21 protein-coding genes are annotated in these 21964 nt (G+C 68.3%); 10 read left to right on the top strand and 11 right to left on the bottom strand.

The window, feature by feature from the left end:
• Positions 1–125 precede the first annotated feature (125 nt).
• The 6 genes from ACV22Z_RS10875 to ACV22Z_RS10850 all read left to right on the top strand — a co-directional run bounded on the left by ACV22Z_RS10875 (position 126) and on the right by ACV22Z_RS10850 (position 6817).
• Positions 126–626 (top strand): MerR family transcriptional regulator, encoded by a 501-nt coding sequence (locus ACV22Z_RS10875; protein ID WP_448076293.1) that lies wholly within the window; start codon positions 126–128, stop codon positions 624–626.
• Positions 623–2179, top strand: coding sequence for an MFS transporter (locus ACV22Z_RS10870; RefSeq protein WP_448076292.1), 1557 nt, complete (start codon positions 623–625; stop codon positions 2177–2179). The genes ACV22Z_RS10875 and ACV22Z_RS10870 overlap by 4 nt, the downstream gene beginning before the upstream one ends.
• A gap of 38 nt (positions 2180–2217) precedes the next feature.
• Positions 2218–3051 (top strand): M90 family metallopeptidase, encoded by an 834-nt coding sequence (locus ACV22Z_RS10865; RefSeq protein ID WP_448076291.1) that lies wholly within the window; start codon positions 2218–2220, stop codon positions 3049–3051.
• Between the two features lie 157 nt (positions 3052–3208).
• Complete coding sequence (locus ACV22Z_RS10860; protein ID WP_017332244.1) at positions 3209–3472, top strand: type B 50S ribosomal protein L31; 264 nt, start codon at positions 3209–3211, stop codon at positions 3470–3472.
• 157 nt (positions 3473–3629) lie between these two features.
• Positions 3630–5459, top strand: coding sequence for an ArnT family glycosyltransferase (locus tag ACV22Z_RS10855; RefSeq protein ID WP_448076290.1), 1830 nt, complete (start codon positions 3630–3632; stop codon positions 5457–5459).
• A gap of 2 nt (positions 5460–5461) precedes the next feature.
• Positions 5462–6817, top strand: a complete 1356-nt coding sequence (locus ACV22Z_RS10850) for an MATE family efflux transporter (protein ID WP_448076289.1) — start codon at positions 5462–5464, stop codon at positions 6815–6817.
• Positions 6818–6837: 20 nt separating this feature from the next.
• Here the strand turns inward: ACV22Z_RS10850 and lipA are convergent, their stop codons facing one another.
• The 5 genes from lipA to ACV22Z_RS10825 all read right to left on the bottom strand — a co-directional run bounded on the left by lipA (position 6838) and on the right by ACV22Z_RS10825 (position 12191).
• Positions 6838–7803 (bottom strand): lipoyl synthase, encoded by a 966-nt coding sequence (lipA, locus tag ACV22Z_RS10845; protein ID WP_448076288.1) that lies wholly within the window; start codon positions 7801–7803, stop codon positions 6838–6840.
• A 2-nt stretch (positions 7804–7805) separates the two neighbouring features.
• Positions 7806–8921, bottom strand: coding sequence for an acetoin dehydrogenase dihydrolipoyllysine-residue acetyltransferase subunit (locus ACV22Z_RS10840; RefSeq protein ID WP_448076287.1), 1116 nt, complete (start codon positions 8919–8921; stop codon positions 7806–7808).
• A gap of 4 nt (positions 8922–8925) precedes the next feature.
• A complete protein-coding gene (locus ACV22Z_RS10835; RefSeq protein ID WP_448076286.1) occupies positions 8926–9930 on the bottom strand; it encodes an alpha-ketoacid dehydrogenase subunit beta in 1005 nt (334 codons plus the stop codon).
• A gap of 57 nt (positions 9931–9987) precedes the next feature.
• A complete protein-coding gene (locus ACV22Z_RS10830; protein WP_448076285.1) occupies positions 9988–10971 on the bottom strand; it encodes a thiamine pyrophosphate-dependent dehydrogenase E1 component subunit alpha in 984 nt (327 codons plus the stop codon).
• A gap of 155 nt (positions 10972–11126) precedes the next feature.
• Positions 11127–12191, bottom strand: a complete 1065-nt coding sequence (locus ACV22Z_RS10825) for an ATP-NAD kinase family protein (RefSeq protein ID WP_448076284.1) — start codon at positions 12189–12191, stop codon at positions 11127–11129.
• Positions 12192–12758: 567 nt separating this feature from the next.
• Between ACV22Z_RS10825 and ACV22Z_RS10820 the strand changes: the two genes are divergently transcribed.
• Positions 12759–14675 (top strand): sigma-54-dependent Fis family transcriptional regulator, encoded by a 1917-nt coding sequence (locus ACV22Z_RS10820; RefSeq protein WP_448076283.1) that lies wholly within the window; start codon positions 12759–12761, stop codon positions 14673–14675.
• Positions 14676–14768: 93 nt separating this feature from the next.
• Here the strand turns inward: ACV22Z_RS10820 and ACV22Z_RS10815 are convergent, their stop codons facing one another.
• Together ACV22Z_RS10815 and ACV22Z_RS10810 are read right to left on the bottom strand one after the other, a co-directional pair.
• The gene (locus tag ACV22Z_RS10815) at positions 14769–15176 is read right to left on the bottom strand and encodes a carboxymuconolactone decarboxylase family protein (protein WP_448076282.1); all 408 of its coding nucleotides are present in this window, start codon (positions 15174–15176) and stop codon (positions 14769–14771) included.
• Entirely contained in the window at positions 15128–15616 is a 489-nt protein-coding gene (locus tag ACV22Z_RS10810; RefSeq protein WP_448076281.1) for a MerR family transcriptional regulator, read from the bottom strand. The genes ACV22Z_RS10815 and ACV22Z_RS10810 overlap by 49 nt, the downstream gene beginning before the upstream one ends.
• A 273-nt stretch (positions 15617–15889) precedes the next feature.
• Here ACV22Z_RS10810 and ACV22Z_RS10805 point away from each other — a divergent pair, with 273 nt between their 5' ends.
• On the top strand, positions 15890–16525 hold the full coding sequence (locus tag ACV22Z_RS10805) for a ComEA family DNA-binding protein (RefSeq protein WP_448076280.1): 636 nt from the start codon (positions 15890–15892) through the stop codon (positions 16523–16525).
• A gap of 86 nt (positions 16526–16611) precedes the next feature.
• Entirely contained in the window at positions 16612–17043 is a 432-nt protein-coding gene (locus ACV22Z_RS10800; RefSeq protein ID WP_448076279.1) for a YidB family protein, read from the top strand.
• 95 nt (positions 17044–17138) lie between these two features.
• Here ACV22Z_RS10800 and clpB read toward each other — a convergent pair whose 3' ends face one another.
• Positions 17139–19736, bottom strand: coding sequence for an ATP-dependent chaperone ClpB (clpB, locus tag ACV22Z_RS10795; protein ID WP_448076278.1), 2598 nt, complete (start codon positions 19734–19736; stop codon positions 17139–17141).
• Between the two features lie 139 nt (positions 19737–19875).
• Positions 19876–20370 (bottom strand): Rrf2 family transcriptional regulator, encoded by a 495-nt coding sequence (locus ACV22Z_RS10790; RefSeq protein WP_448076277.1) that lies wholly within the window; start codon positions 20368–20370, stop codon positions 19876–19878.
• 256 nt (positions 20371–20626) lie between these two features.
• On the opposite strand from ACV22Z_RS10790, the gene ACV22Z_RS10785 reads away from it, so the two are divergent.
• Positions 20627–21178, top strand: coding sequence for a group III truncated hemoglobin (locus tag ACV22Z_RS10785; RefSeq protein ID WP_448076276.1), 552 nt, complete (start codon positions 20627–20629; stop codon positions 21176–21178).
• Between the two features lie 30 nt (positions 21179–21208).
• Here ACV22Z_RS10785 and moaE read toward each other — a convergent pair whose 3' ends face one another.
• Together moaE and moaD are read right to left on the bottom strand one after the other, a co-directional pair.
• Positions 21209–21685 carry a molybdopterin synthase catalytic subunit MoaE gene (gene moaE / locus ACV22Z_RS10780; RefSeq protein ID WP_448076275.1) on the bottom strand — a complete coding sequence of 159 codons (477 nt, stop codon included), beginning with the start codon at positions 21683–21685 and terminating at the stop codon, positions 21209–21211.
• 21 nt (positions 21686–21706) lie between these two features.
• A complete protein-coding gene (moaD, locus tag ACV22Z_RS10775) occupies positions 21707–21964 on the bottom strand; it encodes a molybdopterin converting factor subunit 1 (RefSeq protein WP_039221511.1) in 258 nt (85 codons plus the stop codon).

Here is a 21964-nt window from a genome sequence, read left to right as displayed (position 1 = left end):
CGCCCGCAACCCGACGGCCGCCCGCGCGCTTTGCCCGGCCGCCGTTTTTCGGCCCCAACGTGTACGTGAACGTACACGTTTAACTATACTCGTCTCGTCGCCCTGACCGAATTCCCCTCACCCCGATGCCGAACGACACCTCCACCCCGCTGCTGACCGTGAGCGACGCCGCGTCGCGGCTCGGCGTCACGCCGCGCACGCTGAAGTATTACGAGGAGCGCGGGCTCGTCACGCCGTCGCGCAGCGAAGGCCGCTACCGCCTCTACGACGAAGCCGACCTCGAACGCTTCGCGCGCATCCTGCGGCTGCGCGCGCTCGGCTTCTCGCTGCACGGCATCACCGAGATGCTGAAGCGGCCGCTGGAAGAAACCGGCGACGGCCGGCGCCGCTATTCGGACGCGTCGCTGCGCGACATCCGCACCGGCCTCGCCGGGCAGATCGCTACGCTCGACCAGCGGATCGCGGCCGTCCAGCGCGAGCTGAAGGAAGCCGTCGCATTGCGCAAGGAACTGCAGCACGACATCAACTACGTCGAACGGCGCCTCGGCGGCGAAAACCCCGATGCGCTGCTCGCGCAGCGGCGGGCCGAAACCGGCGACCGGCGCACGCGCAAGGCTCGCTCATGAACGAGGCGCCGGGCCGATCGCCACTGTGGAGCCGCGCGAGCCTGCGCGCGGACCTGTTCCCGTGGGCGCTCGCGTTCGTCACCGGCGTCGACTACTTCGACAACGCGATCTTCTCGTTCTTCGCGAGCTACATCGCGGGCGGCATCAATGCGTCGCCCGACGAACTCGTGTGGTCGTCGAGCGCGTACGCGGTCACGGCCGTGCTCGGCATCCTGCAGCAGCAATGGTGGATCGATCGTCTCGGGCACCGCCGCTACGTTGCGGGCTGCATGCTGATGTTCTCGTTCGGCGCGATTGCGTCCGCACTGGCCGACACGTCGCTGCAGCTCGCGTTCGCGCGCGGCTTCCAGGGTTACTTCATCGGCCCGATGATGGGCGCATGCCGGATCCTGATCCAGATCAGCTTCAAGCCGCAGGAGCGGCCGCCCGCGACGCGCGCGTTCCTGATCCTGATCCTGCTCGGCAGCGCACTCGCGCCGATCATCGGCGGGCTGCTCGTCGCGCATTCGACATGGCGCGCGCTGTTCGCGTGCACGGCGCCCGCCGGCATCGCGTTCGCGATCCTCGCGCTGCTCACGCTGCCCGACACCGGCAACACGCCCGACGACGAACGCGGCACCGGACACTTCTGGCCATACGTCGTGTTCGCGCTCGCGCAGGGTGCGCTGCAGGTCGTGATGCAGCAGGTGCGCTACCAGCTCTACAGCGGCTCGCCGATGCTGATCCTGCTGACGGTCGCGGGCCTCGGCGCGCTCGCGTGGTTCGCGTATCACCAGTGGCACCACCCGACACCGCTCGTGCGCCTGCACGCGCTCCGCCAGCGCACCTTCCAGGTCGGCCTCCTGCTCTACATGTTCTATTACTACGAGTCGACAGGCTTCAGCTACCTGACCTCGCGCTTTCTCGAAACGGGCCTCGGCTACCCGGTGGAGAACGCCGGGCGCCTTGTCGGCACGATGTCGCTCGTCTCCGCGACCGCGCTGTTCGCGTACCTGCGCTACGCGAAGCTGATCACGCACAAGAAGTGGATCATCGTGCCGGGCTTCGCGGTCGCCGCGTTCGCCGCGCTGTGGATGACGCGCATGACGCCGCAGGTCGGCGAAGCGGCGCTGATCCTGCCGTTGCTGTTGCGCGGCCTGCTGTTGCTGTTCATCGTGCTGCCGGTCGCGAACCTGACGTTCCGGATCTTCGAGCTCGACGAATACACGCACGGTTACCGACTCAAGAACATCGCGCGCCAGCTGACGATCTCGTTCGCGACCGCGTCGGTGATCATCGTCGAACAGCATCGGCTCGCCGTGCATCAGACCCGCCTCGTCGAGCGTGCGAACGTGTTCGATCCGCTGTTCCAGCAGACGGTCGACGCGCTGACCCGCAGCTATGCGGCCGCCGGACACGTGCTGCAGGATGCGCACGCGCTCGCGATCGCGTCGATCGCCCGGATGGTCGCGCAACAGGCATCGTTCCTCGCGTCGCTCGACGGGTTCTATTTCCTCGCGGGCGTCGCCGTGTGCGGCGGGCTCTTCGCAGCATGGCAAAAAGACATCGATTGAGTTAAAAGACTGGCTTTGGGCTCCCGCTTGCCGTCTCCATGCTTTCGAAACTGACCCGCTGGCTCGACCACCGCCGCCGCGACCGCGCGCTGCGCAGCCACCCGATTCCCGATGCGCTGTGGCACGACACGGTCGACCGGCTGCCGTTCCTCGACTACCTGGCGCCGGACGAACTCGGCCGGCTGCGCGAGCTGACGAGCCTGTTCCTCGCGCAGAAGTCGTTCACGACCGCGCACGGCCTCGAACTGACCGACGCGATGATCGTCGGCATCGCGGTGCAGGCCTGCGTACCGGTGCTGAACCTCGACCTGTCGCTGTACGACGGCTGGGTCGGCATCGTCGTGTATCCGGGCGAGTTCGTGATCCGCAAGACCGTGCAGGACGAGGACGGCGTCGTCCACGAGATCGAGCAGGACGCGAGCGGCGAGGCCTGGGAGGGCGGCCCGGTGATCCTGTCGTGGGAAGACGCGCAGATGACCGACGGCCGCGACGCGTACAACGTCGTGATCCACGAGTTCGCGCACAAGATCGACATGATCAACGGCGCGGCCGACGGCTATCCGCCCCTGTTTCGCCGCTGGCATGCGCCGCACCTCGACGCGCAGGCGTGGGCCGACGTGTTCGACAACGCGTACGACCAGTTCTGCGCGCGCGTCGATGCGGTGCCGGACCGCGCGTGGACGCGCTTCGAGCGGGATTCGCTGATCGATCCGTATGCGGCCGACCACCCATCCGAGTTCTTCGCGGTCTGCAGCGAAGCGCTGTTCGTGCGACCGCGTGCGTTCGAGTCCGAATTTCCGGAGCTGTACCGGCTGCTCGCCCGCTACTACCGGCAGGATCCGGCCAGAACGGGCGCACTCGACGCAAGCTGAAAATTAATCGCCAACCGTCTGATTTTCGGGCATAATCTCTGTTTTTCGACCTTAGGCAAGTGGCTCGCGCCGGGCTTGACGCCAGCCGACACGCGCAAAATGCGCGGTTCGGAGCGGCAAGCGGCGGGTTGGCTACCGCTCTCACCAAGGAAAGACCATGAAAGAAGGCATCCACCCGAATTACCGCGAAGTCGTCTTCCAAGACATGTCGAACGGCTTCAAGTTCATCACGCGCTCGACGATCCAGACGCGTGAAACCATCGAATTCGAAGGCAACACCTACCCGCTCGCCAAGATCGAAGTGTCGTCGGAATCGCACTCGTTCTACACGGGTCAGCAAAAGATCATGGACACGGCAGGCCGTGTCGAGAAGTTCAAGAACAAGTTCGGCGCACGCGCCAGCGGCAAGGTCGCGAAGTAAGCTTCGCACCGCATCCGGTGGTCGCAACACACCGGTACCGCACCAAAGGGCAGCCCAGGCTGCCCTTTTTTGTCTCCGCTTTTTGCCTCTGCTCGACGGATCGCCACGGCCGGCACCCGGACGACGCCGCTGACGCACAGCGGCCGGCGCGTCTACAATGCCGCATGCTCAAAACCGGCTCGCCGCGCGGCATCGCGCGGGCCACGCCCATAACAAATCGCTGATCTGCATGAAGCCTGTCGTTCGTCTCACCGCCTCCGCCACACGCGCGCTGCCACGCTGGCTGCTGCTCACGCTCTGCCTCGTCTACGCGGCGTTCGGTCTGTTCGGCCGCGATCCGTGGAAGAACGAGGACGCGGCGGGCTTCGGCGTGATGTGGACGATGGCCACGGGCAGCTGGCACGACTGGCTGCTGCCGAACCTGGTCGGCAAGTTCATCACGACGGACGGGCCGCTCGGCTACTGGCTCGGCGCGCTGTCGATCCGCGCGCTTGGGCCCTGGGTCGACGCGAGCAACGCGTCGCGGCTCGACACGGGAATCCTGTTCTGCGTCGCCTGCGCGTTCGTCTGGTACGCCGCGTATCTGCTCGGCCGCCGCGCCGAGGTCCAGCCGTTCAAATATGCATTCGGCGGCGAGCCCGAGCCGCGCGACTACGGCCGCACGCTCGCCGACGGCGCGCTGCTGATCCTGCTCGCCTGCTTCGGCCTCGCGGAACGCGGACACGAAACGACGCCGCAGCTCGCGCAGTTCGCGTGGATCGCGATGCTCGTGTACGGCATCGTGCGCAGCATCGACAAGCCCGTGCAGGGTGCGCTCTGGTGGGGGCTCGCGATCGGCCTCGTCGCGCTGTCGGGCAACCCGGTGCTGGTCGTCGCGCTGATCGCCGGCACCGCCGCGCTGTGGCTCGTCACGCCGGAGATGCGCAACCTGCGCCTGCCCGTGATCGGCCTGCCGCTCGCCGCCGCGATCTTCGCTCTGTGGCCGCTCGCCGCGTCCGTCGCGGCGCCCGACGACGCCGGGTGGTTCTTCAACCAGTGGGTGCATGGCAGCCTGATGCGCTTCTCGGGCCCGCCGACCGCCGTGCTCGCGTACGCGGCGAAGAACCTGCCGCTCTTCACATGGCCCGCGTGGCCGCTCGCGATCTGGGCGTGGTGGAGCTGGGCCGGCATGCGCCGGCGCGCGCACATCGCGATCCCGCTGTCGGTCGCCGTGCCGCTCATCGCGCTCGTGATCCTGCAGAGCCAGCAGTCGAACCGCATGTACATGCTGCTGCTGCCGCCGCTCGCGGTACTCGCGACGTTCGCGCTGCCGACGCTCAAGCGCGGCGCGATCAACGCGATCGACTGGTTCGCGGTGCTGAGCTTCACGATCCTCGGCAGCTTCGTCTGGCTCGTCTGGCTCGCGTCGCTCACCGGCTTCCCGCATCCGCTCGCGCGCAACCTCGCGCGGCTCGTGCCCGGCTACGAGCCGCACTTCAAAGCGCTGTCGTTCGTCTGCGCGGTCGCGGTGACGGTCTGCTGGTTCATGCTCGCGAGATGGCGCGTGTCGCGGCAGCCGAAGGTGCTGTGGCGCAGCGTCGTGCTGTCGGGCGCGGGCACCACGCTGATGTGGGTGCTGCTGATGACGCTGTGGCTGCCGATCGTCAACTACGGCCGCACCTACCGCGACGTCGCGCAGCAGATCGCCACGCACCTGCCGGCCGACTACGAGTGCATCTCGCCGGTGCGGCTCGGCGACGCGCAGATCGCGACGTTCGCGTATTTCGGCGACATGCATTTCGACTTCTCCGGCGACTGCGACGTGATCCTGCGCCAGGACCGCGCCGATTTCGGCGAGCCGAGCTCGATGTCGCAGTACGTGTGGCGTCTCGTCTGGGAAGGCCGCCGCGTCGCCGACCGCGACGAGCGCTTCCGCCTCTACGAACGCATCGAGCGGCCGAAGACACCGGTCAAGCGCCGCCCGCCGCGCCATCAGGCAGGGGATTGACGATGTTCGCCGACATCCGCCGGATCGTCGGCCTCGCGTGGCCGGTGCTCGTCGGCCAGCTCGCGATCATCGCGTTCGGCGTAATCGACACCGCGATGGTCGGCCGCTTTTCCGCCGTCGATCTCGCTGCGCTCGGGCTCGGCTCGTCGATCTATGTATCGATCTACATCGGCCTGACGGGCATCCTGTCCGCGCTGCAGCCGATCACGGGCCAGCTCTATGGCGCGCGGCGCTATGCGGAGATCGGCGAGGAAGTCCGCCAGGCGCTGTGGCTCGCCGCGCTGCTGGCAATCCCCGGCTTCCTGCTGCTGCACTTCCCCGAGCAGCTGTTGCGCGTCGCGCACGCGCCGGCCGCGCTGCACGACCGCACCGTCGCTTACCTGCGCATCCTGTCGTTCGGCCTGCCGGCAAGCCTCGTGTTCCGCATCTACAACGCGCTGACCAATGCCGCCGGCAAACCGCGCCTCGCGATGATCCTGCAGGTCGGCGCGCTCGCGCTCAAGTTTCCGCTGAACGTGTGGTTCGTCTTCGGCGGCTTCGGCGTGCCGGCGCTCGGCGGCCCCGGCTGCGGGCTCGCGAGCACGCTGATCAACTGGGCGCTCGCGCTGATCGGCTTCACGCTGCTCGCGAAACTCGACGTGTTCGCGCCGCTCGCGATCTTCGCGCGCTTCTGCTGGCCGGTCTGGGCACGCCAGAAGGCGATCCTGAAGCTCGGCGTGCCGATGGGCCTGTCTTACCTGATCGAAGTCACGTCATACACCTGCATGGCGCTCTTCATCGCGCAGTTCGGCACGACGACGCTCGCCGGGCACCAGATCGCCGGCAACATCGGCGCGGTGCTGTACATGACGCCGCTGTCGATCGGCGTCGCCGCGTCGACGCTCGTCGCCCGCGCGCTCGGCGCCGGGCGCCCCGACGAAGCGCGGCAGCTCGGCCGGCACAGCGTGATGCTCGCGTGCGGGGTCGCGGCGCTGTACGGCGTGCTCGTGTTCGCGCTGCGGCCGCTGATCGTCGGCGGCTACACGCCGAATCCGGCGGTCGCCGCGGCCGCGATGCCGCTCGTCGCGATCGTCACCTGCTATCACTTCTTCGACGCGCTGCAGATCACGTCCGCTTTCGTGCTGCGCGCGTACAAGGTCGCGGTCGTGCCTACCGTGATCTACGCGGTCGCGCTGTGGGGCGTCGGGCTCTGCGGCGGCTACGTGCTCGGCTTCGACGTAGGCGGGCTCTCACCCGCGTGGCTGACCGGCGCGCGCGGCTTCTGGTTCGCGAACATGACGAGCCTGATGCTCGCGGGCACCGGGCTCGCGCTCTACCTGCGGCACGTGAGCCGCGGGCCGCTGCCCGACGCGGCCTGAGCAACCGCGCCGGCCTCCCGTCACACCGGCTGCAGCACCTCCGCCGCGTGATACGACGAACGTACGAGCGGACCGGCGACGACCTCCGCAAAGCCGAGCGACAACCCTTCGTCGCGCCATGCAGCGAACGCTTCCGGACTCACGTAGCGGCGCACCGGCAGGTGATGCGCGGACGGCGCGAGATACTGGCCCAGCGTCAGCACGTCGACGCCGTGTGCACGCAGGTCGCGCAGCGTCGCGCGCACCTCGTCGTCACGCTCGCCGAGCCCGAGCATCAGCCCCGACTTCGTCACGAGCGACGGCCGCGCGCCTTTCGCACGCGCGAGCAGATCGAGCGAGCCGCGATAGTCGGCGCCCGGCCGGGCCGCCCGGTACAGCGACGGCACCGTCTCGATGTTGTGATTGAACACGTCCGGCCATGCGGCCGACAGCGCATCGAGCGCGCGCGCGATGCGGCCGCGGAAATCCGGCGTCAGCACCTCGACGCCGATGCCCGGCACGCGCGCACGCACCGCTGCGATGCACGCGGCGAAATGCGCGGCGCCACCGTCGCGCAGGTCGTCGCGGTCGACCGACGTGATCACGACATAGCGCAGCGCGAGCGCGGCGACCGCGTCCGCGAGCCGCGCGGGCTCGTCGGGATCGAGCGGGTCCGGCCGCCCGTGCGCGACGTCGCAGAACGGGCAGCGCCGCGTGCACAGCCCGCCCATGATCATGAACGTCGCCGTGCGCTGCGCAAAGCACTCGCCGATATTCGGGCACATCGCCTCCTCGCAGACGGAATGCAGCCGATGATCGCGCAGCACCGCCGCCATCGCGGCGACGGTGTCACTCATCATCGGCCGCGCGCGCAGCCATGCCGGCTTCGGCAGCGCCGCGCCGGCCGCGGGCTCGACGCGCACCGGAATGCGCGCGAGCTTGTCGCGGCTGCGCGCACCCGGCTGGCCGAGCGCCGTCAGGCTGGGTCGTTCGAGCGCGGCCGTCATCGTCAGCCCCCGAGGAACGCGACGATCAGGCGGTTCACGTCGGCGGCCGCCTCCATCTGCACCATGTGCCCGCGGCCCGCGAGCACTTCCGCGCGCACCGCGTCCGGCAGCCCCTGCGCGTGATGCGCGGGGATCACCTGGTCGCGCTCGCCCCAGATCACAAGCGTGCGCGGCGCGAGCGCCGCGAGCCGGTCGCGGAAGATGCGCCGCTGCGTCGCGCCATCGAACGCGGACGACGCGATCTTCTCGAGCGTCGCCTGCACGCCCTCGAGCCGCTTGTACTTGACGAGGTCCTCGACCAGCTGCCGCGTGACGAGCGCGCTGTCCGCGAACAGCTTGCCCAGATGCGGCTTCAGCGTATTGCGGCTGTTGCCGGCGACGAAGCCGTCGATGTAATCGCGGTCGATGTCGCTGCCGAGGCCCGCGCTCGCGATCAGCGTCAGCGATGCGACGCGGTCGGGCGCGCGCTCCGCCGCCGTCATCGCGACCGCGCCGCCCATCGAATGGCCGATCAGGTGTGCGCGCACGATGCCCTGTGCGTCGAGCAGCGCCAGCACCGCGTCGGCCAGCTCGTCGAGGCTGCCTGTCTCGACCGCCTTGGCCGATTCGCCGTGGCCCGGCAGGTCGAGCGCCCAGACGGGCCGGTGCGCGGCCAGCTCCGCGTGATTGAACAGCCAGTTGTTCAGGTCGCCGCCGAAGCCGTGGATCAGCACCGCCGGCGTGCCCGCGCCGTCGCCGAGCTTGAGGAAGCGCACCGTGCGCCCGCCGATCTGCGCCTTCTCGGGCTGCGGGCCGGCCGCGTCGTCGGCAGCCGCGCTCGGCGTGAAATCGCGCAGGAATTCGGCGATCGCCGCGTCGATGTCCGCGTCGCTCGCGTCCGCCGCCGCGACGACGCCGAGCAGCGCGCCGACCGGCAGCGTGTCGCCCTCCTGCGCAACCTGCCGGCGCAGCGTGCCGTCGAACGCGCATTCGACGCCCGACGAGATCTTGTCGGTCTCGACGTCGAGCACCTCGTCGCCCTTCGTCACCCGCTCGCCGACGGCCTTCAGCCAGCCGTTGACCTGCCCCTGCTCCATCGACAGCCCCCACTTGGGCATCGTGATCATGTGAATCGACATCGTGTCAGCTCCTCGTCTTCAGCACCGCCTGCGCGATCGCGTCGGCGGACGGGATATACAGGTCTTCGAGCACGCCCGCGAACGGCGCCGGCGTATGCGGCGCAGTCACGAGCTCGATCGGCGCCTTCAGCGAGCGGAACGCGCGCTGCGCGACCAGTGCGGCAATGTCGGTCGCGATCGAGCAGCGCGGATTCGCCTCGTCTACGACGACCACGCGCCCGGTGCGCGCCGCGCTTTCGAGGATCGTCTCCTCGTCGAGCGGCGACGTCGTGCGCAGGTCGATCACGTCGGCCTGGATGCCGTCCTTCGCGAGTTTCGCGGCAGCATCCATCGCGAGATGCACCATCCTTCCGTAGGTGACGATCGTCACGTCGTCGCCGTCGCGCACGATGTTCGCCTCGCCGAACGGGATCGCATAGGATTCCTCAGGTACATCGCCCTCGCGCGTGTACAGCAGCTTGTGCTCGAGGAAGATCACCGGATCGTTGTCGCGGATCGCCTGGATCAGCAGCCCCTTCGCGTCATAGGGCGTCGACGGGCACACGACCTTCAGCCCCGGGATGTGCGTAAACAGCGACGTCAGCATCTGCGAATGCTGTGCGGCCGCGCGCAGCCCCGCGCCGTACATCGCGCGGATCACGACCGGCGTCACCGCCTTGCCGCCGAACATGTAGCGGAACTTCGCGGCCTGGTTGAAGATCTGGTCGAAGCACACGCCCATGAAATCGATGAACATCAGCTCCGCGACGGGCCGCATCCCGCATGCGGCCGCGCCGACCGCGGCGCCGATGTAGCCGCCCTCGGACAGCGGCGTGTCGAGCACGCGGCCCGGGAACTTGTGGAACAGCCCTTTCGTCACGCCGAGCACGCCGCCCCACGCGTCGTCCTCGCCCGGCGCACCCGCGCCGCCCGCGTTGTCCTCGCCCATCACGATCACGCTGTCGTCGCGCGACATCTCCTGCGCGAGCGCTTCGTTGATCGCCTGCGAATATGTGATCTTTCTTGCCATGTCTGTCTCCTGGGATTTTTACTGCGTATCGCTACGGTCGGTTCGACTGCGCGGCGCTCACGGGTACGACACGTACACGTCGGCCAGCAGGTCGGCCGCATCGGGCAGCGGCGCCGCCTTCGCGTCCGCGACCGCGTCGTCGATCAGTTGCTTCACCTGCGCGTCGACGGCGCGCAATTCGTCGACCGTGAGCACCTCCGCACGCACGACGCGCGCTTCGAAATGCTTCAGGCAATCCTTCTCGTCGCGCAGCTTCTGCACTTCGCCGGGCGCGCGATAGGTCTGCGCGTCGCCCTCGAAGTGCCCGAAGTAACGCGAGAACTTCACTTCGACGAGCGTCGGCCCGCCGCCGCCGCGCGCCCGCTCGACCGCTTCGCCCAGCGCCTCGTGCACCGCGAAGAAGTCGAAGCCGTCGACGATCACGCCGGGCATCCCGAAGCCGTTCGCGCGATCGGCGATGTTGTCGGTCGCGACCGACCAGCTCGACGACGTCGCTTCCGCATAGCCGTTGTTCTCGGCGACGAAGATCGCAGGCAGCCGCCACACCGATGCGAGGTTCATCGATTCGAAGATCACGCCCTGGTTCGATGCACCGTCGCCGAAGAAGCACACGCCGACGCCGCCCGTCTTCCGGTGCTTCGCCGCGAGCGCCGCGCCGCACACGAGCGGGCCGCCCGCGCCGACGATCCCGTTCGCGCCGAGCATCCCCATCGACAGGTCGGCGATATGCATCGAGCCGCCCTTGCCGTGGCAGACGCCCGTCTTCTTGCCGTAGATCTCGGCCATCATCCCGCGCACGTCGACGCCCTTTGCGATGCAGTGGCCGTGGCCGCGGTGCGTGGTTGCGACGTAGTCGGCGATGCCGAGATGCATCATCGTGCCGACCGCGGACGCTTCTTCGCCCGCATACAGATGCACGAAGCCGGGAATTTCGCCGGTCGCGAACTCGACATGCAGGCGCTCCTCGAATTCGCGGATCGTGCGCATCAGCCGATACGCGTCCAGCAGCGTGTCCCTGCTGAGCTGAGTCGAAACGGTCATGTGTGTCTCCTTGTTTCCTCGTTGAAATGCCGCCTCGCGGCGGTGTGCTGCATGGGTTCGGTGCCGATGCGCCGATGGGCTGTCGCCGGCGGCCCGCGTCCGGATGCCGTCATCGTGTGTCTCCTCGCTGGTCGGAATCGTGGTCGGCGGCCGCGTCAGTCCGGCCGCTCATGCGCCGCGGCATCGCGCAACAGCTGGCGCGACGCCGCGTAGCGCAGCGTGCGGTCGACGTCGAGCGTCAGCGGCCCGTGCCAGTCGAGCGCGATCTCGTAGCGGTCGCCGCGCGCGACTTCGATCTCGCGCTCGCCGTCGAACGCGAGCGTCCCGTGCTCGAACGGAATCGGCTGCCAGGCACCCGGCTCGAGCCGTTCGCAACTGCGCATCACGACCCGGTCGACGCGCCCTGGCGCGATCGGTGCGACGAGCGGCGTGCCGGCCGACTTGCCTTGCGCGGCAAAGCGCATCGCGAGGCCGTGCGGCGCGCTGCGCTCGACCGGCGCCCACGCGCCGCCGAGCGCGGACAGGCCGATGCCGTCCGGTCTGGCGAAAGTCAGGTAGAGCGCATCGATGTCGTCGGGGCCGGAGATCGCGCGCGCGCCGACGAAGCGCTGCCGCGCCGCGCAGACGTCGACGAGCGCGATGTCTTCGCGCCCCGGCTGCGAACCGTCCGCGCAGCGCACGACGAGCCGCTTGTTGCGCGTGAACGCAACGTCGGGCGGCACCGCGCCGGTCGCGGCGAGCCCGGCCGCGACGCCGGCGACGGTCGCCTCGCGATGTTCGGGAAACGCGTTGTTGGTGCCGGTGGACAGCGCGACGAGCGGCGTCGTGCCGCAATGCGCGGCGACCGCGCGATGGGTGCCGTCGCCGCCGAGCACGACGATCGACGCGACTTCCATCCGGCGCATGTATGCGGCGCCGGCATGCGTGTCGGCAACGCTGTCGGTGATCGGCAGATCGACGAATTCGACGGCGGGCCAGCGCTCGTGCGGGGCGACCGCGCGATGCGTGTCGAGGGCGCGCAGCAGCAGCGTCGCGATACCGGTCCGGTCGCGCAGCGTCAGCACACGCTCGACGCCCATCGCGCCGAGACCGGCCAGCAGGCGCACGATCATGTTCGCTTTCTCGGCGGTCGGGAACACCGACGCGTGCGTGGTGAGGCGGCGGATATCGCGTCCGGATGCGGGATTTGCGATCACGCCGACGGTTACGGGCTTTACCACGGGCTTGTCTCCTGTCGGCCGGTGTTGGCGCTTTAGCGCTTACTCCGGCCCCATGCTTCGCGGTCGGCCGGTGTTGGCGCTTTAGCGCTTACTCCGGCCCATGCTTCGCGGTTGGCGCTTTAGCGCTTATGTCGTTGTCGCCGGCACGGATGCGCCGGTCTTGCCCGACATATCTGCAAGCGGCGTGCCATCGTGTTCATGACGCACTTCGATTGCACACAAACGACGGCGTGGCGGGCCTGTGCGCCATGGACTCCGATCGAAGCAACGCCGTCCGGCACCGGCACATCGCCCGCGCGTCTCAGGCTTCGGCACCGGATCGCGGTGGCCGCAGCGTCCACACGCACCGCGCGACAAGGCTCGCCAACCCGCGCGCATTCAGGCGCCGCGCGCTACGAACCCATCCGGATGCGGACAAGGCAGCACGCGACCGCGCATCTCAACGGCGTGAGATGCGGTTGAGACGAACGTCTCACGCGCGCTTCGTGCTGCGATGCAATGTGATCAGGCGAAGCGGATGTGCTACAAGAACGTCGACATCCCTGCCCTCCTGAGCCGGAGCCGACCATGCCCTACGTCGTTCCCCAGACCCAGCACGCGGACCGGGTGCTCGGCGCGCTCGCCGGGCGCCTGCCCGCGCCGGCCGAATCGACGCGTCTCGTATCGTCGTGGCAGCGCTCGCTCGAGCGCTACCGGCTCGACCCGGCGTCGTCGATCGGGCCGCGCGTGCTGACCGCCGCGGAACTGCGCGAGGTGCGCGACAAGGAAGAGGCATTCCTGCGCGCGTCCGGCCAGTGCCTGACGCGCCTGCACGACATGATCCGGGTCGCCGACTACTGCGTGATGCTGACCGACGCGCACGGCGTGACGATCGACTACCGGATCGATCGCGAGCGCCGCACCGATTTCCGTCACGCGGGGCTCCACATCGGCTCGTGCTGGTCGGAGAGCGAGGAAGGCACCTGCGGCGTCGCGAGCGTGCTGACCGATCTCGCGCCGATCACCGTGCACAAGACCGATCACTTCCGCGCCGCATTCACGACGCTCACCTGCAGCGCGGCGCCAATCTTCGCGCCGGCGGGCGAACTGATCGGCGTGCTCGACGCGTCGGCCGTGCAGTCGCCCGACAACCGCGACAGCCAGCGCCTCGTCTATCAGCTCGTGCGGCAAAGCGCGGCGCTGATCGAGGACGGCTATTTCCTGCACAGCATGGCCCAGCACTGGATATTGTTCGGCCATCCGAACCGTCACTACGTCGAGGCGCAGCCCGAATGGCTGATTGCGTTCGACGAGTGCGGCAACATCGTCGCCGCGAACCGGCAGGCGCGCGATGCGTTGCCCGAATTGCGCGAGCCGCGCCACATCGACGAGATCTTCGATTCGACCGAGATGCCGCTGCGCGACGCCGCGCGGATCGACGCGATCATCGCGCTGCGGCTGCGCGCAACCGGCGCACCGCTGTACGCACGGCTGCGCGCGCCACTGCGACGCCCCGCGCGCGAGCCGGGCACCGCGTCGCGCCGCCCCGGTACGCCCACGCGTCACGTCGGCGCACTCACGCCGTTCCTGCACAGCAGCGACGCGCGCATTGCGCAACAGGCGGAACTCGCGCTGCGCGTCGCGAGCAAGCGGCTGCCGATCCTCGTGCTCGGCGAGACGGGGGCGGGCAAGGAGGTGTTTGCACGGGCGATTCACGACGCGGGGGTGCGGCGCGCGCGGCCGTTCGTCGCGGTCAATTGCGGTGCGCTGCCGGAAGCGCTGATCGAAAGCGAGCTGTTCGGCTACGCGGCCGGCGCGTTCACCGGCGCGCGCAAGCATGGCGCGCGCGGCAAGATCGCGCTCGCCGACGGCGGCACGCTGTTTCTCGACGAAATCGGCGACATGCCGCTCGCGCTGCAGACACGCCTGTTGCGCGTGCTCGCCGACGGCGAGGTCGTGCCGCTCGGCAGCGACACGCCGGTGCGCGTCGATCTCGACGTGATCTGCGCGACGCACCGCGATCTCGCCCGGATGGTCGCAGCCGGCACGTTCCGCGAGGATCTGTATTACCGGCTGAGCGGCGCGGTGTTCGAACTGCCGCCGTTGCGCGAACGCGCGGACGTGCGCGACGTGATCGCCGCGGTGTTCGCCGAGGAAGCGCATGCGACGGGCCACGTGCTGGTGCTCGACGGCACGCTGGCAGAACAGCTCGCTGCGTATCCGTGGCCCGGCAATGTCCGGCAGCTGCGCAACGTGCTGCGCTATGCGTGTGCGGTATGCGACAGCGCGCGCGTGACGGTGTGCGACCTGCCCGCCGATCTGGCCGCGCAGCTCGCGCCGGGCACGGCCGGCGCGCTGCCCGACGACGAGCGCGGCCGTATCGTCGCCGCGCTCACCGCGCACCGCTGGCGGCCCGACGCAGCCGCGCAGGCGCTCGGTATCTCGCGCGCGACGCTGTACCGGCGCATCGCGAAACACCGGATCGTTGCGCCGCACCGCGTGTGACGCATATGACGCGTGCGGCGATCTGGCGCCTCACATCTCACGCCTCACGCCTCACGCCTCACGAGTTACGCGTTACGCGTTACGCGTTACGCTTCACGCAGCCTGCGCCGCCGGCTCGCCGTCGCGCTGCCGGAACACCTCGTGCGCGGCGAACAGCGCATTCAGCGCTGCGGGAAAGCCGGCGTAGAGCGCCATCTGCATGAATACCTCGACGATTTCGTCGCGGGTGCAGCCGACGTTCAGCGCCGCCTCGATGTGCACCTTGAGCTGCGGCTGCGCATTGCCGAGCGCGGCCAGCGCGGCGATCGTCGCGATCTCTCGCGCGCGCAGGTCGAGCTGCGGCCGGCTGTAGACATCACCGAAGCCGAACTCGATCAACAGCCGCCCGAAGTCTGGCGCAATCGGCTCGAGCGCCGCGATCACGCGTTCGCCCACTTCGCCGTCGATTTCCTTCAGCTTGTTCCAGCCGCGCGTGTAGCGGTCTTCAACGAGTCGTTCCATTGCGAGTGTCCTTGATCCGGTTGTGAAGGGTTCGCCCGTCGTCCCGCATTGCGCTCCGCCGCCTCGTAGTACGCGATCTTGTCGCCGATCGCGTCGAGGTTCGCCTGCAGCTCCGCGATATGCGCCCGCACTGCGTCGCGATGCGCGACGAGCAGCGCGCGCCGCGCGCCGATCGTCGGCTCGCCTTCGGCACGCAGTGCCGCGAACTGCTGCATCTGCGCGATCGGCATGCCGGTCGCCTTCAGGCGCATCACGAAATCGAGCCAGTCGAGATCGGCCGGCGCATAAAGCCGGTGACCGGCCGGCGTGCGCGAAATCGCACGCAGCAGGCCCGCCTGCTCGTAGTACCGCAGCGTGTGCGTCGACACGGCCATCCGGTCGGCGACCTGGCCGATCGTCAGCGGCCCGGCAGCGGAAGGTTTCGATACGGTGTTTGACATGGCACGCTCGAGGTTAGAAGTTAGAGTGCACTCTAAGTCAAGCGCCGTCCGACAACCAGCGCGGCGGCGCACGGCGACTACGTAAAGAATCGTCAAAACCGCCGGCTGCGGCCCGTGCAGCCTTTACAGCGGCACAAGCATTCAGCAAGATTCGGACGGCCTGTCTTAAAAAGGGCACGCATTTGACCTATGCTTAACGGCGGCGCCTGGCTTCGCGTCGCCTGTCGTCTGCTGCAACAGCCAATCATCCGTCGGAACCAGGGAGCCTATGCCATGCTGAAGAAGCTGCTGATGCTGTTCGTCGCGCTATCGCTGTCGCTGACTGCGGCCTTTGCCGCGGCGGTCGAAGTCAACACGGCCGACCAGGCCGCGCTCGAATCGGTGAAGGGTCTCGGGCCCGTGAAGTCCAGGGCGATCATCGACGAACGCACCAGAAACGGCGCGTTCAAGGACGCCGACGACCTCGCGAACCGCGTGAAGGGGCTCGGCACGAAATCGGTCGCGCACCTCGAGGAAAACGGCCTGACGATTGGCGGCTCGTCGACGCCGCCGACGGGTGCGAAGGCAGCGAAGCCGGCCGCAACGGCGCCGGCGACGAAACCGGCGGCAACGACGGCCCCGGCTGCTACAACTGCTACAACTGCTACGATGGCCCCGGCGACGACCGCCGCAACGACCGCGGCGCCGGCCGCGAGCGCGCCGGAAGCGGCAGCCAAGCCGGCCAAGACCAAGCGTGCGTCGAAGAAGGACAAGGCGGCGTCGGCTGCGGTGACGACGGCCGCGGCTTCGGCGACGGCCGCCGCGGCTGCAGCGCCGGCCGAAGCGTCGTCCACGAAGGCGACAAAGGGTTCGAAGAAGAAGAGCAAGAAGGACAAGGCTGCCTCCGCCGCCGCGGCGTCGGGCGCCTGATGCGCGCCGCGCGCGCACTGCGTGCGCGCGGCTTCGTTCAACGGGCGCCGCAAAACGCGGCGCCGTTTCAGTGAAGGTGAAGAATCATGGGTCTACTCGATATCGTCGGCGGTCTGATCGGCGGCCAGGCCGGCGGCAACTCGCAAAGCGCGCTGCTGTCCGCGGCGCTCGAACTCATCAACAACCAGCCGGGCGGCCTGAACGGCCTGATCGAGAAGTTCAACGCCGGCGGCGCCGGCGACGTCATCGGTTCGTGGGTCGGCAACGGCGAGAACCAGCCGATCTCGGCCGATACGCTGCAGAACGTGCTCGGCTCCGATGCAATCGGCGCGCTGGCGAGCAAGGTCGGCATCGATCCGCAGCAGGCATCGGGCATCCTCGCGCAGGTGCTGCCGCACGTCGTCAACCACGCGACGCCGAACGGCGAAGTGCCGGCCGACGGCCAGGTCGACACGTCGAACGTGCTTGGCACGCTGACGCAGCTTGCGGGCCTGTTCGGCGGCAACAAGCAGGCCTGAGCCCGGGTCGGCATTTCCGGGTCGCATAAAGCAACACCCCGCCATCGGCGGGGTGTTTTCGTTTGGACCGGCAATCGCCGGCCCGCAGTGCACGCTCAGTGGACGACGCGGTCGAACACGAACTTGCCGTCCTGGATGTCGACCGGAATCACGTCCTTCGGGCCGAAGCGGCCCGCGAGGATGAGCTTCGCGACCGGGTTCTCGATCTCCTGCTGGATCGCGCGCTTGAGCGGCCGTGCGCCGAACAGCGGATCGTAGCCGACCTGGCCGATCTGTTCGAGCGCCGCGTCCGACACGTCGAGCGCCATGTCGAGCTTCGCGAGCCGTTCGTGCAGGCGCGCGAGCTGGATCTTCGCGATCGACTGGATGTTGCTGCGGTCGAGCGCATGGAACACGACGACGTCGTCGATCCGGTTCAGGAACTCGGGGCGGAAATGCTGCTTCACCTCGAGCCACACCGCGTCCTTGATCTCGTCCTGCGGCGCACCCGTCATCGCCTGGATCACCTGCGAGCCGAGGTTCGACGTCATCACGATCACCGTGTTCTTGAAGTCGACCGTGCGCCCCTGCCCGTCCGTCATCCGACCGTCGTCGAGCACCTGCAGCAGCACGTTGAACACGTCAGGGTGCGCCTTCTCGATCTCGTCGAGCAGGATCACGCTGTACGGCTTGCGGCGCACGGCTTCCGTCAGGTAGCCGCCCTCCTCGTAGCCGACGTAGCCCGGCGGCGCGCCGATCAGCCGCGCGACGCTGTGCTTCTCCATGAACTCGCTCATGTCGATGCGGATCAGGTGCTCTTCCGAGTCGAACAGGAACGCCGCGAGCGCCTTGCACAGCTCGGTCTTGCCGACGCCCGTCGGGCCGAGGAACAGGAACGAGCCATACGGCCGGTTCGGATCGGCGAGACCCGCGCGCGAACGGCGGATCGCGTCGGCGACCGCGTCGATCGCCTCGTTCTGGCCAACCACGCGCTCGTGCAGCTTCTCCTCGATGTGCAGCAGCTTTTCACGCTCGCCCTGCATCATCCGCGACACGGGAATGCCGGTCGCGCGCGACACGACTTCCGCGATTTCTTCCGCGCCGACCTGCGTGCGGAGCAGCCGCGGACGCGTCGGGTTGTGCTGCTCCCGCTCTTCCGCCTGCGTGACCTGCTTCAGCTGCGCGTCGAGCTGCGGCAGCTTGCCGTACTGCAGCTCCGCGACCTTCTCGAGCTTGCCTTCGCGCTGCAGCCGCGCGATGTCGGCACGCACCTTCTCGATCTCTTCCTTCAGCTGCGCGCTGCCGAGCACGGCAGCCTTCTCGGCCTTCCAGATCTCCTCGAGATCCGCGTACTCGCGCGACAGCCGCTCGATTTCTTCCTCGATCAGCGCAAGCCGCTTCTGCGACGCCTCGTCCTGCTCCTTCTTCACGGCCTCGCGCTCGATCTTCAGCTGGATCAGCCGGCGGTCGAGCTTGTCCATCTCTTCGGGCTTCGAATCGATTTCCATCTTGATCTTCGACGCCGCCTCGTCGATCAGGTCGATCGCCTTGTCCGGCAGGAAGCGGTCGGTGATGTAGCGGTGCGACAGTTCGGCCGCGGCGACGATCGCCGGGTCGGTGATGTCGACGCCGTGGTGCAGCTCGTACTTCTCCTGCAGCCCGCGCAGGATCGCGATCGTCGCCTCGACGCTCGGCTCGTCGACGAGCACCTTCTGGAAGCGGCGCTCGAGCGCGGCGTCCTTCTCGATGTACTTGCGGTATTCGTCGAGCGTCGTCGCGCCGATGCAGTGCAGCTCGCCGCGCGACAGCGCCGGCTTCAGCATGTTGCCCGCGTCCATTGCGCCTTCGGCCTTGCCCGCGCCGACCATCGTGTGGATCTCGTCGATGAAGACGATCGTCTGGCCTTCGTCCTTCGCGATGTCGTTGAGCACCGCCTTCAGGCGCTCCTCGAACTCGCCGCGATACTTCGCGCCGGCGAGCAGCGCCGCCATGTCGAGCGACAGCACGCGCTTGCCCTTCAGCGTCTCGGGCACTTCGCCGTTGACGATCCGCTGCGCGAGCCCTTCGACGATCGCGGTCTTGCCGACGCCCGGCTCGCCGATCAGCACCGGGTTGTTCTTGGTACGACGCTGCAGGATCTGGATCGAGCGGCGGATTTCGTCGTCGCGGCCGATCACCGGGTCGAGCTTGCCCGAGCGCGCGCGTTCGGTCAGGTCGACCGTGTATTTCTTCAGCGCTTCACGCTGGCTTTCGGCGTCCTGGCTATGCACCTGCGAGCCGCCGCGCACCGCGGCGATCGCGGTTTCGAGCGCCTTGCGCGTAAGGCCGTGCTGGCGCGCGAGCTTGCCCGCTTCGCCCTTGTCGTCGGCGATCGCGAGCAGGAACATCTCGCTCGCAATGAACGTGTCGTTCAGCTTCTGCGCTTCCTTGTCGGCCTGGTTCAGCAGGCCGGCCAGCTCGCGGCCGACCTGGATGTCGCCGCCCGTGCCCGTCACTTGCGGCAGGCGCGAGATCGCTTCGTTCAGCGCGCCCTGCAGCGCCTGCACGTGCACGCCCGCACGCGACAGCAGCGAGCGCGCGGAGCCGTCCTGCTGCGCGATCAGCGCCGACAGCACGTGAACGGGTTCGATGTATTGATTGTCGCGGCCCGCCGCAAGACTCTGCGCGTCCGACAGTGCTTCCTGGAACTTGGTGGTGAGCTTGTCGATTCTCATTAGAGACCTCCAATTTTCGATTAACACCAAGGTGAGGATGGTTATGCGGCTTTCAAGCGGATCGAAGTTGATTCAACGCAAAAATGCGCCGGGATCGCAACGGGCGGGGACTGCCGCGCAAAATTGCGCGGGGGTTGCGTCAGCCGGCGAGCGGCGAAGGTTCGGCGGACGGTGCGTCGCGCACGATCGCGATCGGCTTGACGCCGAGCAGCGCCGCGAGCGGCGACGCGGGTTGTGCAAGCTCGCCGAGCGTGTGACGGTCGAGTTCCGCGAAAAACGCGTCGCGCGCCGCCGCCAGCACGCCCTTCAGGCGGCACTGCGGCTCGATCACGCACCCGCGCGACGTTTCGCCGCCGGCGAAGCAGCCGACCAGCGCGAAATCGGTCTCGGTCGCGCGCACGACCTGGCCGACCGTCAACTGCACCGAGTCCGGGAACAGCCTCAGCCCGCCATTGCGCCCGCGGACCGTGTCGACCCAGCCCAGCTCGCCAAGCCGCTGCACGACCTTCATCAGATGATTCTTCGAAATGCCGTAGGCGTCCGAAATTTCCTGGATCGTCGCGAGCCCTTCACCGCGCACGGCAAGGTACAACATGACTCTCAGCGAGTAATCGGTGTAGTCGGTGAGTCTCATTGGCGAAAACGGTCTTTGATGATCATGCCCCGATTATGCAAGCCGCAGCGAACGGACGGCACGCGCGCGGCGTGCGCAAGGGTCCGCGCACGTTCGGGCTCGCGGCCGCTGGGTTGCCCGGATGACGGCTGCGCAATAAGATGCAGGGCATCAGCACATTTATCGAGGGGTTGGCCGACGCTATTGTGCGTCAAAATCCTGCCGGCGTCCCGACCTTCGCCGGCCTTCGACGCCGCTCCCCGGCCCCTTCATTGCCATGACCGACACGCCTGCCCTGCCCGACAACCCTGCTCCGATCCGTCCCCGCGACACGGAACCGACCGAAGCCAATATCCGCGACCTCGTCTACGCGTTCTACGACCGCGTGCGCGCCGACCCGCTGCTCGGGCCCGTATTCGACGCCAAGCTGGCCGGCCGCTGGGACGACCACCTGCCGAAGATGGTGAGCTTCTGGTCGAGCCTCGTACTCGGCACCAAGGGCTACCGCGGCAATGTGCAGCAGGCGCACCAGCCGCTCGACGGCCTCGAGCCCGCGCACTTCAGCCGCTGGCTGTCGCTGTTCCTGAAAACGGTGGAGGCGCGCTATACGCCGCCTGCGGCGGTCCGGTTCATGGAGCCGGCGCTGCGGATCGCGCAGAGCCTGCAATTGAGCCGGTTCGGCTGGGATTACCAGATCCCGCCCGAGCAGCAGGCGCTGCTCGACGCCGTCGCGCCGCGCCGCCGCGACGATTCGGCGCACCTGCCGCCGCGCCCGCGCGGGGAGCCGTTCCCGGCGAAGATCATCGGGCGCGGTTCGTCGGACGAATGAGCGGCGCGCGACACTGAGCGGCGCGCGCGCTCAGCGTGGCGCGTTGCCCGATTCGACGCCCCAGCGCGCGAGCGCTGTGTCGTCGGTGCTGCGGGCGTCCACCCAGCGTTCGCCTTCGGGGGTCGTTTCCTTCTTCCAGAACGGCGCCTGGGTCTTCAGGTAGTCCATCACGAACTCGCACGACGCAAACGCGTCGCCGCGGTGCGCGGCGACCGTCGCAACCAGCACGATCTGGTCGAGCGGATACAGCTTGCCGACGCGGTGCACGATCGCGACGTCGATGCCCGGCCAGCGCCGGCACGCGTCGCCGGCAATCTTCTCGAGCGCCTTCTCGGTCATCCCCGGATAGTGCTCGAGTTCCATCGCGGCGACCGATTCGCCGTCATTCAGGTCGCGCACCGTGCCGACGAAGCACGCGATCGCGCCGATCTTCGGATTGCGCGCGCGCAGCGCCGCCACCTCGGCGTTCAGATCGAAGTCGTCGGTCTGGACTCGCACCGTTGCCATTGTTCGTCCCTTACCCGTTCGTTACCCGCCCGTCACCGGCGGAAAAAACGCGACTTCGCAGCCGTCGGTGATGCGCGTGCCGGCATCGGTCATCTCGTGATTGCACGCCATGCGCAGTGCGCGGCCTTCGGCGAGCGTCTCGGCCCACGCGCCGCCGCGCGTGCGCAGCCATGCGCGCACGTCGCCGACGGTCGCTATGCCGTCCGGCACGTCGGCCTGCTCGTCGGCCACACCCAGCGCCTCGCGCACGCTTGCAAAGAATTTCAGCTGAATCTTCAT

The sequence above is a fragment of the Burkholderia sp. PU8-34 genome, assembly GCF_053427725.1.
The sequence above is the reverse complement of the archived record's forward strand: the minus strand, read 5'-3'. Positions and strand labels throughout refer to the sequence as shown.

Excerpts from the sequence above, each read along its gene's own strand:
- ACV22Z_RS10875 (WP_448076293.1), top strand. The coding sequence starts at position 126 with ATGCCGAACGACACCTCCACCCCGCTGCTGACCGTGAGCGACGCCGCG.
- ACV22Z_RS10870 (WP_448076292.1), top strand. The coding sequence starts at position 623 with ATGAACGAGGCGCCGGGCCGATCGCCACTGTGGAGCCGCGCGAGCCTG.
- ACV22Z_RS10865 (WP_448076291.1), top strand. The coding sequence starts at position 2,218 with ATGCTTTCGAAACTGACCCGCTGGCTCGACCACCGCCGCCGCGACCGC.
- ACV22Z_RS10860 (WP_017332244.1), top strand. The coding sequence starts at position 3,209 with ATGAAAGAAGGCATCCACCCGAATTACCGCGAAGTCGTCTTCCAAGAC.
- ACV22Z_RS10855 (WP_448076290.1), top strand. The coding sequence starts at position 3,630 with ATGCCGCATGCTCAAAACCGGCTCGCCGCGCGGCATCGCGCGGGCCAC.
- ACV22Z_RS10850 (WP_448076289.1), top strand. The coding sequence starts at position 5,462 with ATGTTCGCCGACATCCGCCGGATCGTCGGCCTCGCGTGGCCGGTGCTC.
- lipA (WP_448076288.1), bottom strand. The coding sequence starts at position 7,803 with ATGACGGCCGCGCTCGAACGACCCAGCCTGACGGCGCTCGGCCAGCCG.
- ACV22Z_RS10840 (WP_448076287.1), bottom strand. The coding sequence starts at position 8,921 with ATGTCGATTCACATGATCACGATGCCCAAGTGGGGGCTGTCGATGGAG.
- ACV22Z_RS10835 (WP_448076286.1), bottom strand. The coding sequence starts at position 9,930 with ATGGCAAGAAAGATCACATATTCGCAGGCGATCAACGAAGCGCTCGCG.
- ACV22Z_RS10830 (WP_448076285.1), bottom strand. The coding sequence starts at position 10,971 with ATGACCGTTTCGACTCAGCTCAGCAGGGACACGCTGCTGGACGCGTAT.
- ACV22Z_RS10820 (WP_448076283.1), top strand. The coding sequence starts at position 12,759 with ATGCCCTACGTCGTTCCCCAGACCCAGCACGCGGACCGGGTGCTCGGC.
- ACV22Z_RS10815 (WP_448076282.1), bottom strand. The coding sequence starts at position 15,176 with ATGGAACGACTCGTTGAAGACCGCTACACGCGCGGCTGGAACAAGCTG.
- ACV22Z_RS10810 (WP_448076281.1), bottom strand. The coding sequence starts at position 15,616 with ATGTCAAACACCGTATCGAAACCTTCCGCTGCCGGGCCGCTGACGATC.
- ACV22Z_RS10805 (WP_448076280.1), top strand. The coding sequence starts at position 15,890 with ATGCTGAAGAAGCTGCTGATGCTGTTCGTCGCGCTATCGCTGTCGCTG.
- ACV22Z_RS10800 (WP_448076279.1), top strand. The coding sequence starts at position 16,612 with ATGGGTCTACTCGATATCGTCGGCGGTCTGATCGGCGGCCAGGCCGGC.
- clpB (WP_448076278.1), bottom strand. The coding sequence starts at position 19,736 with ATGAGAATCGACAAGCTCACCACCAAGTTCCAGGAAGCACTGTCGGAC.
- ACV22Z_RS10790 (WP_448076277.1), bottom strand. The coding sequence starts at position 20,370 with ATGAGACTCACCGACTACACCGATTACTCGCTGAGAGTCATGTTGTAC.
- ACV22Z_RS10785 (WP_448076276.1), top strand. The coding sequence starts at position 20,627 with ATGACCGACACGCCTGCCCTGCCCGACAACCCTGCTCCGATCCGTCCC.
- moaE (WP_448076275.1), bottom strand. The coding sequence starts at position 21,685 with ATGGCAACGGTGCGAGTCCAGACCGACGACTTCGATCTGAACGCCGAG.
- moaD (WP_039221511.1), bottom strand. The coding sequence starts at position 21,964 with ATGAAGATTCAGCTGAAATTCTTTGCAAGCGTGCGCGAGGCGCTGGGT.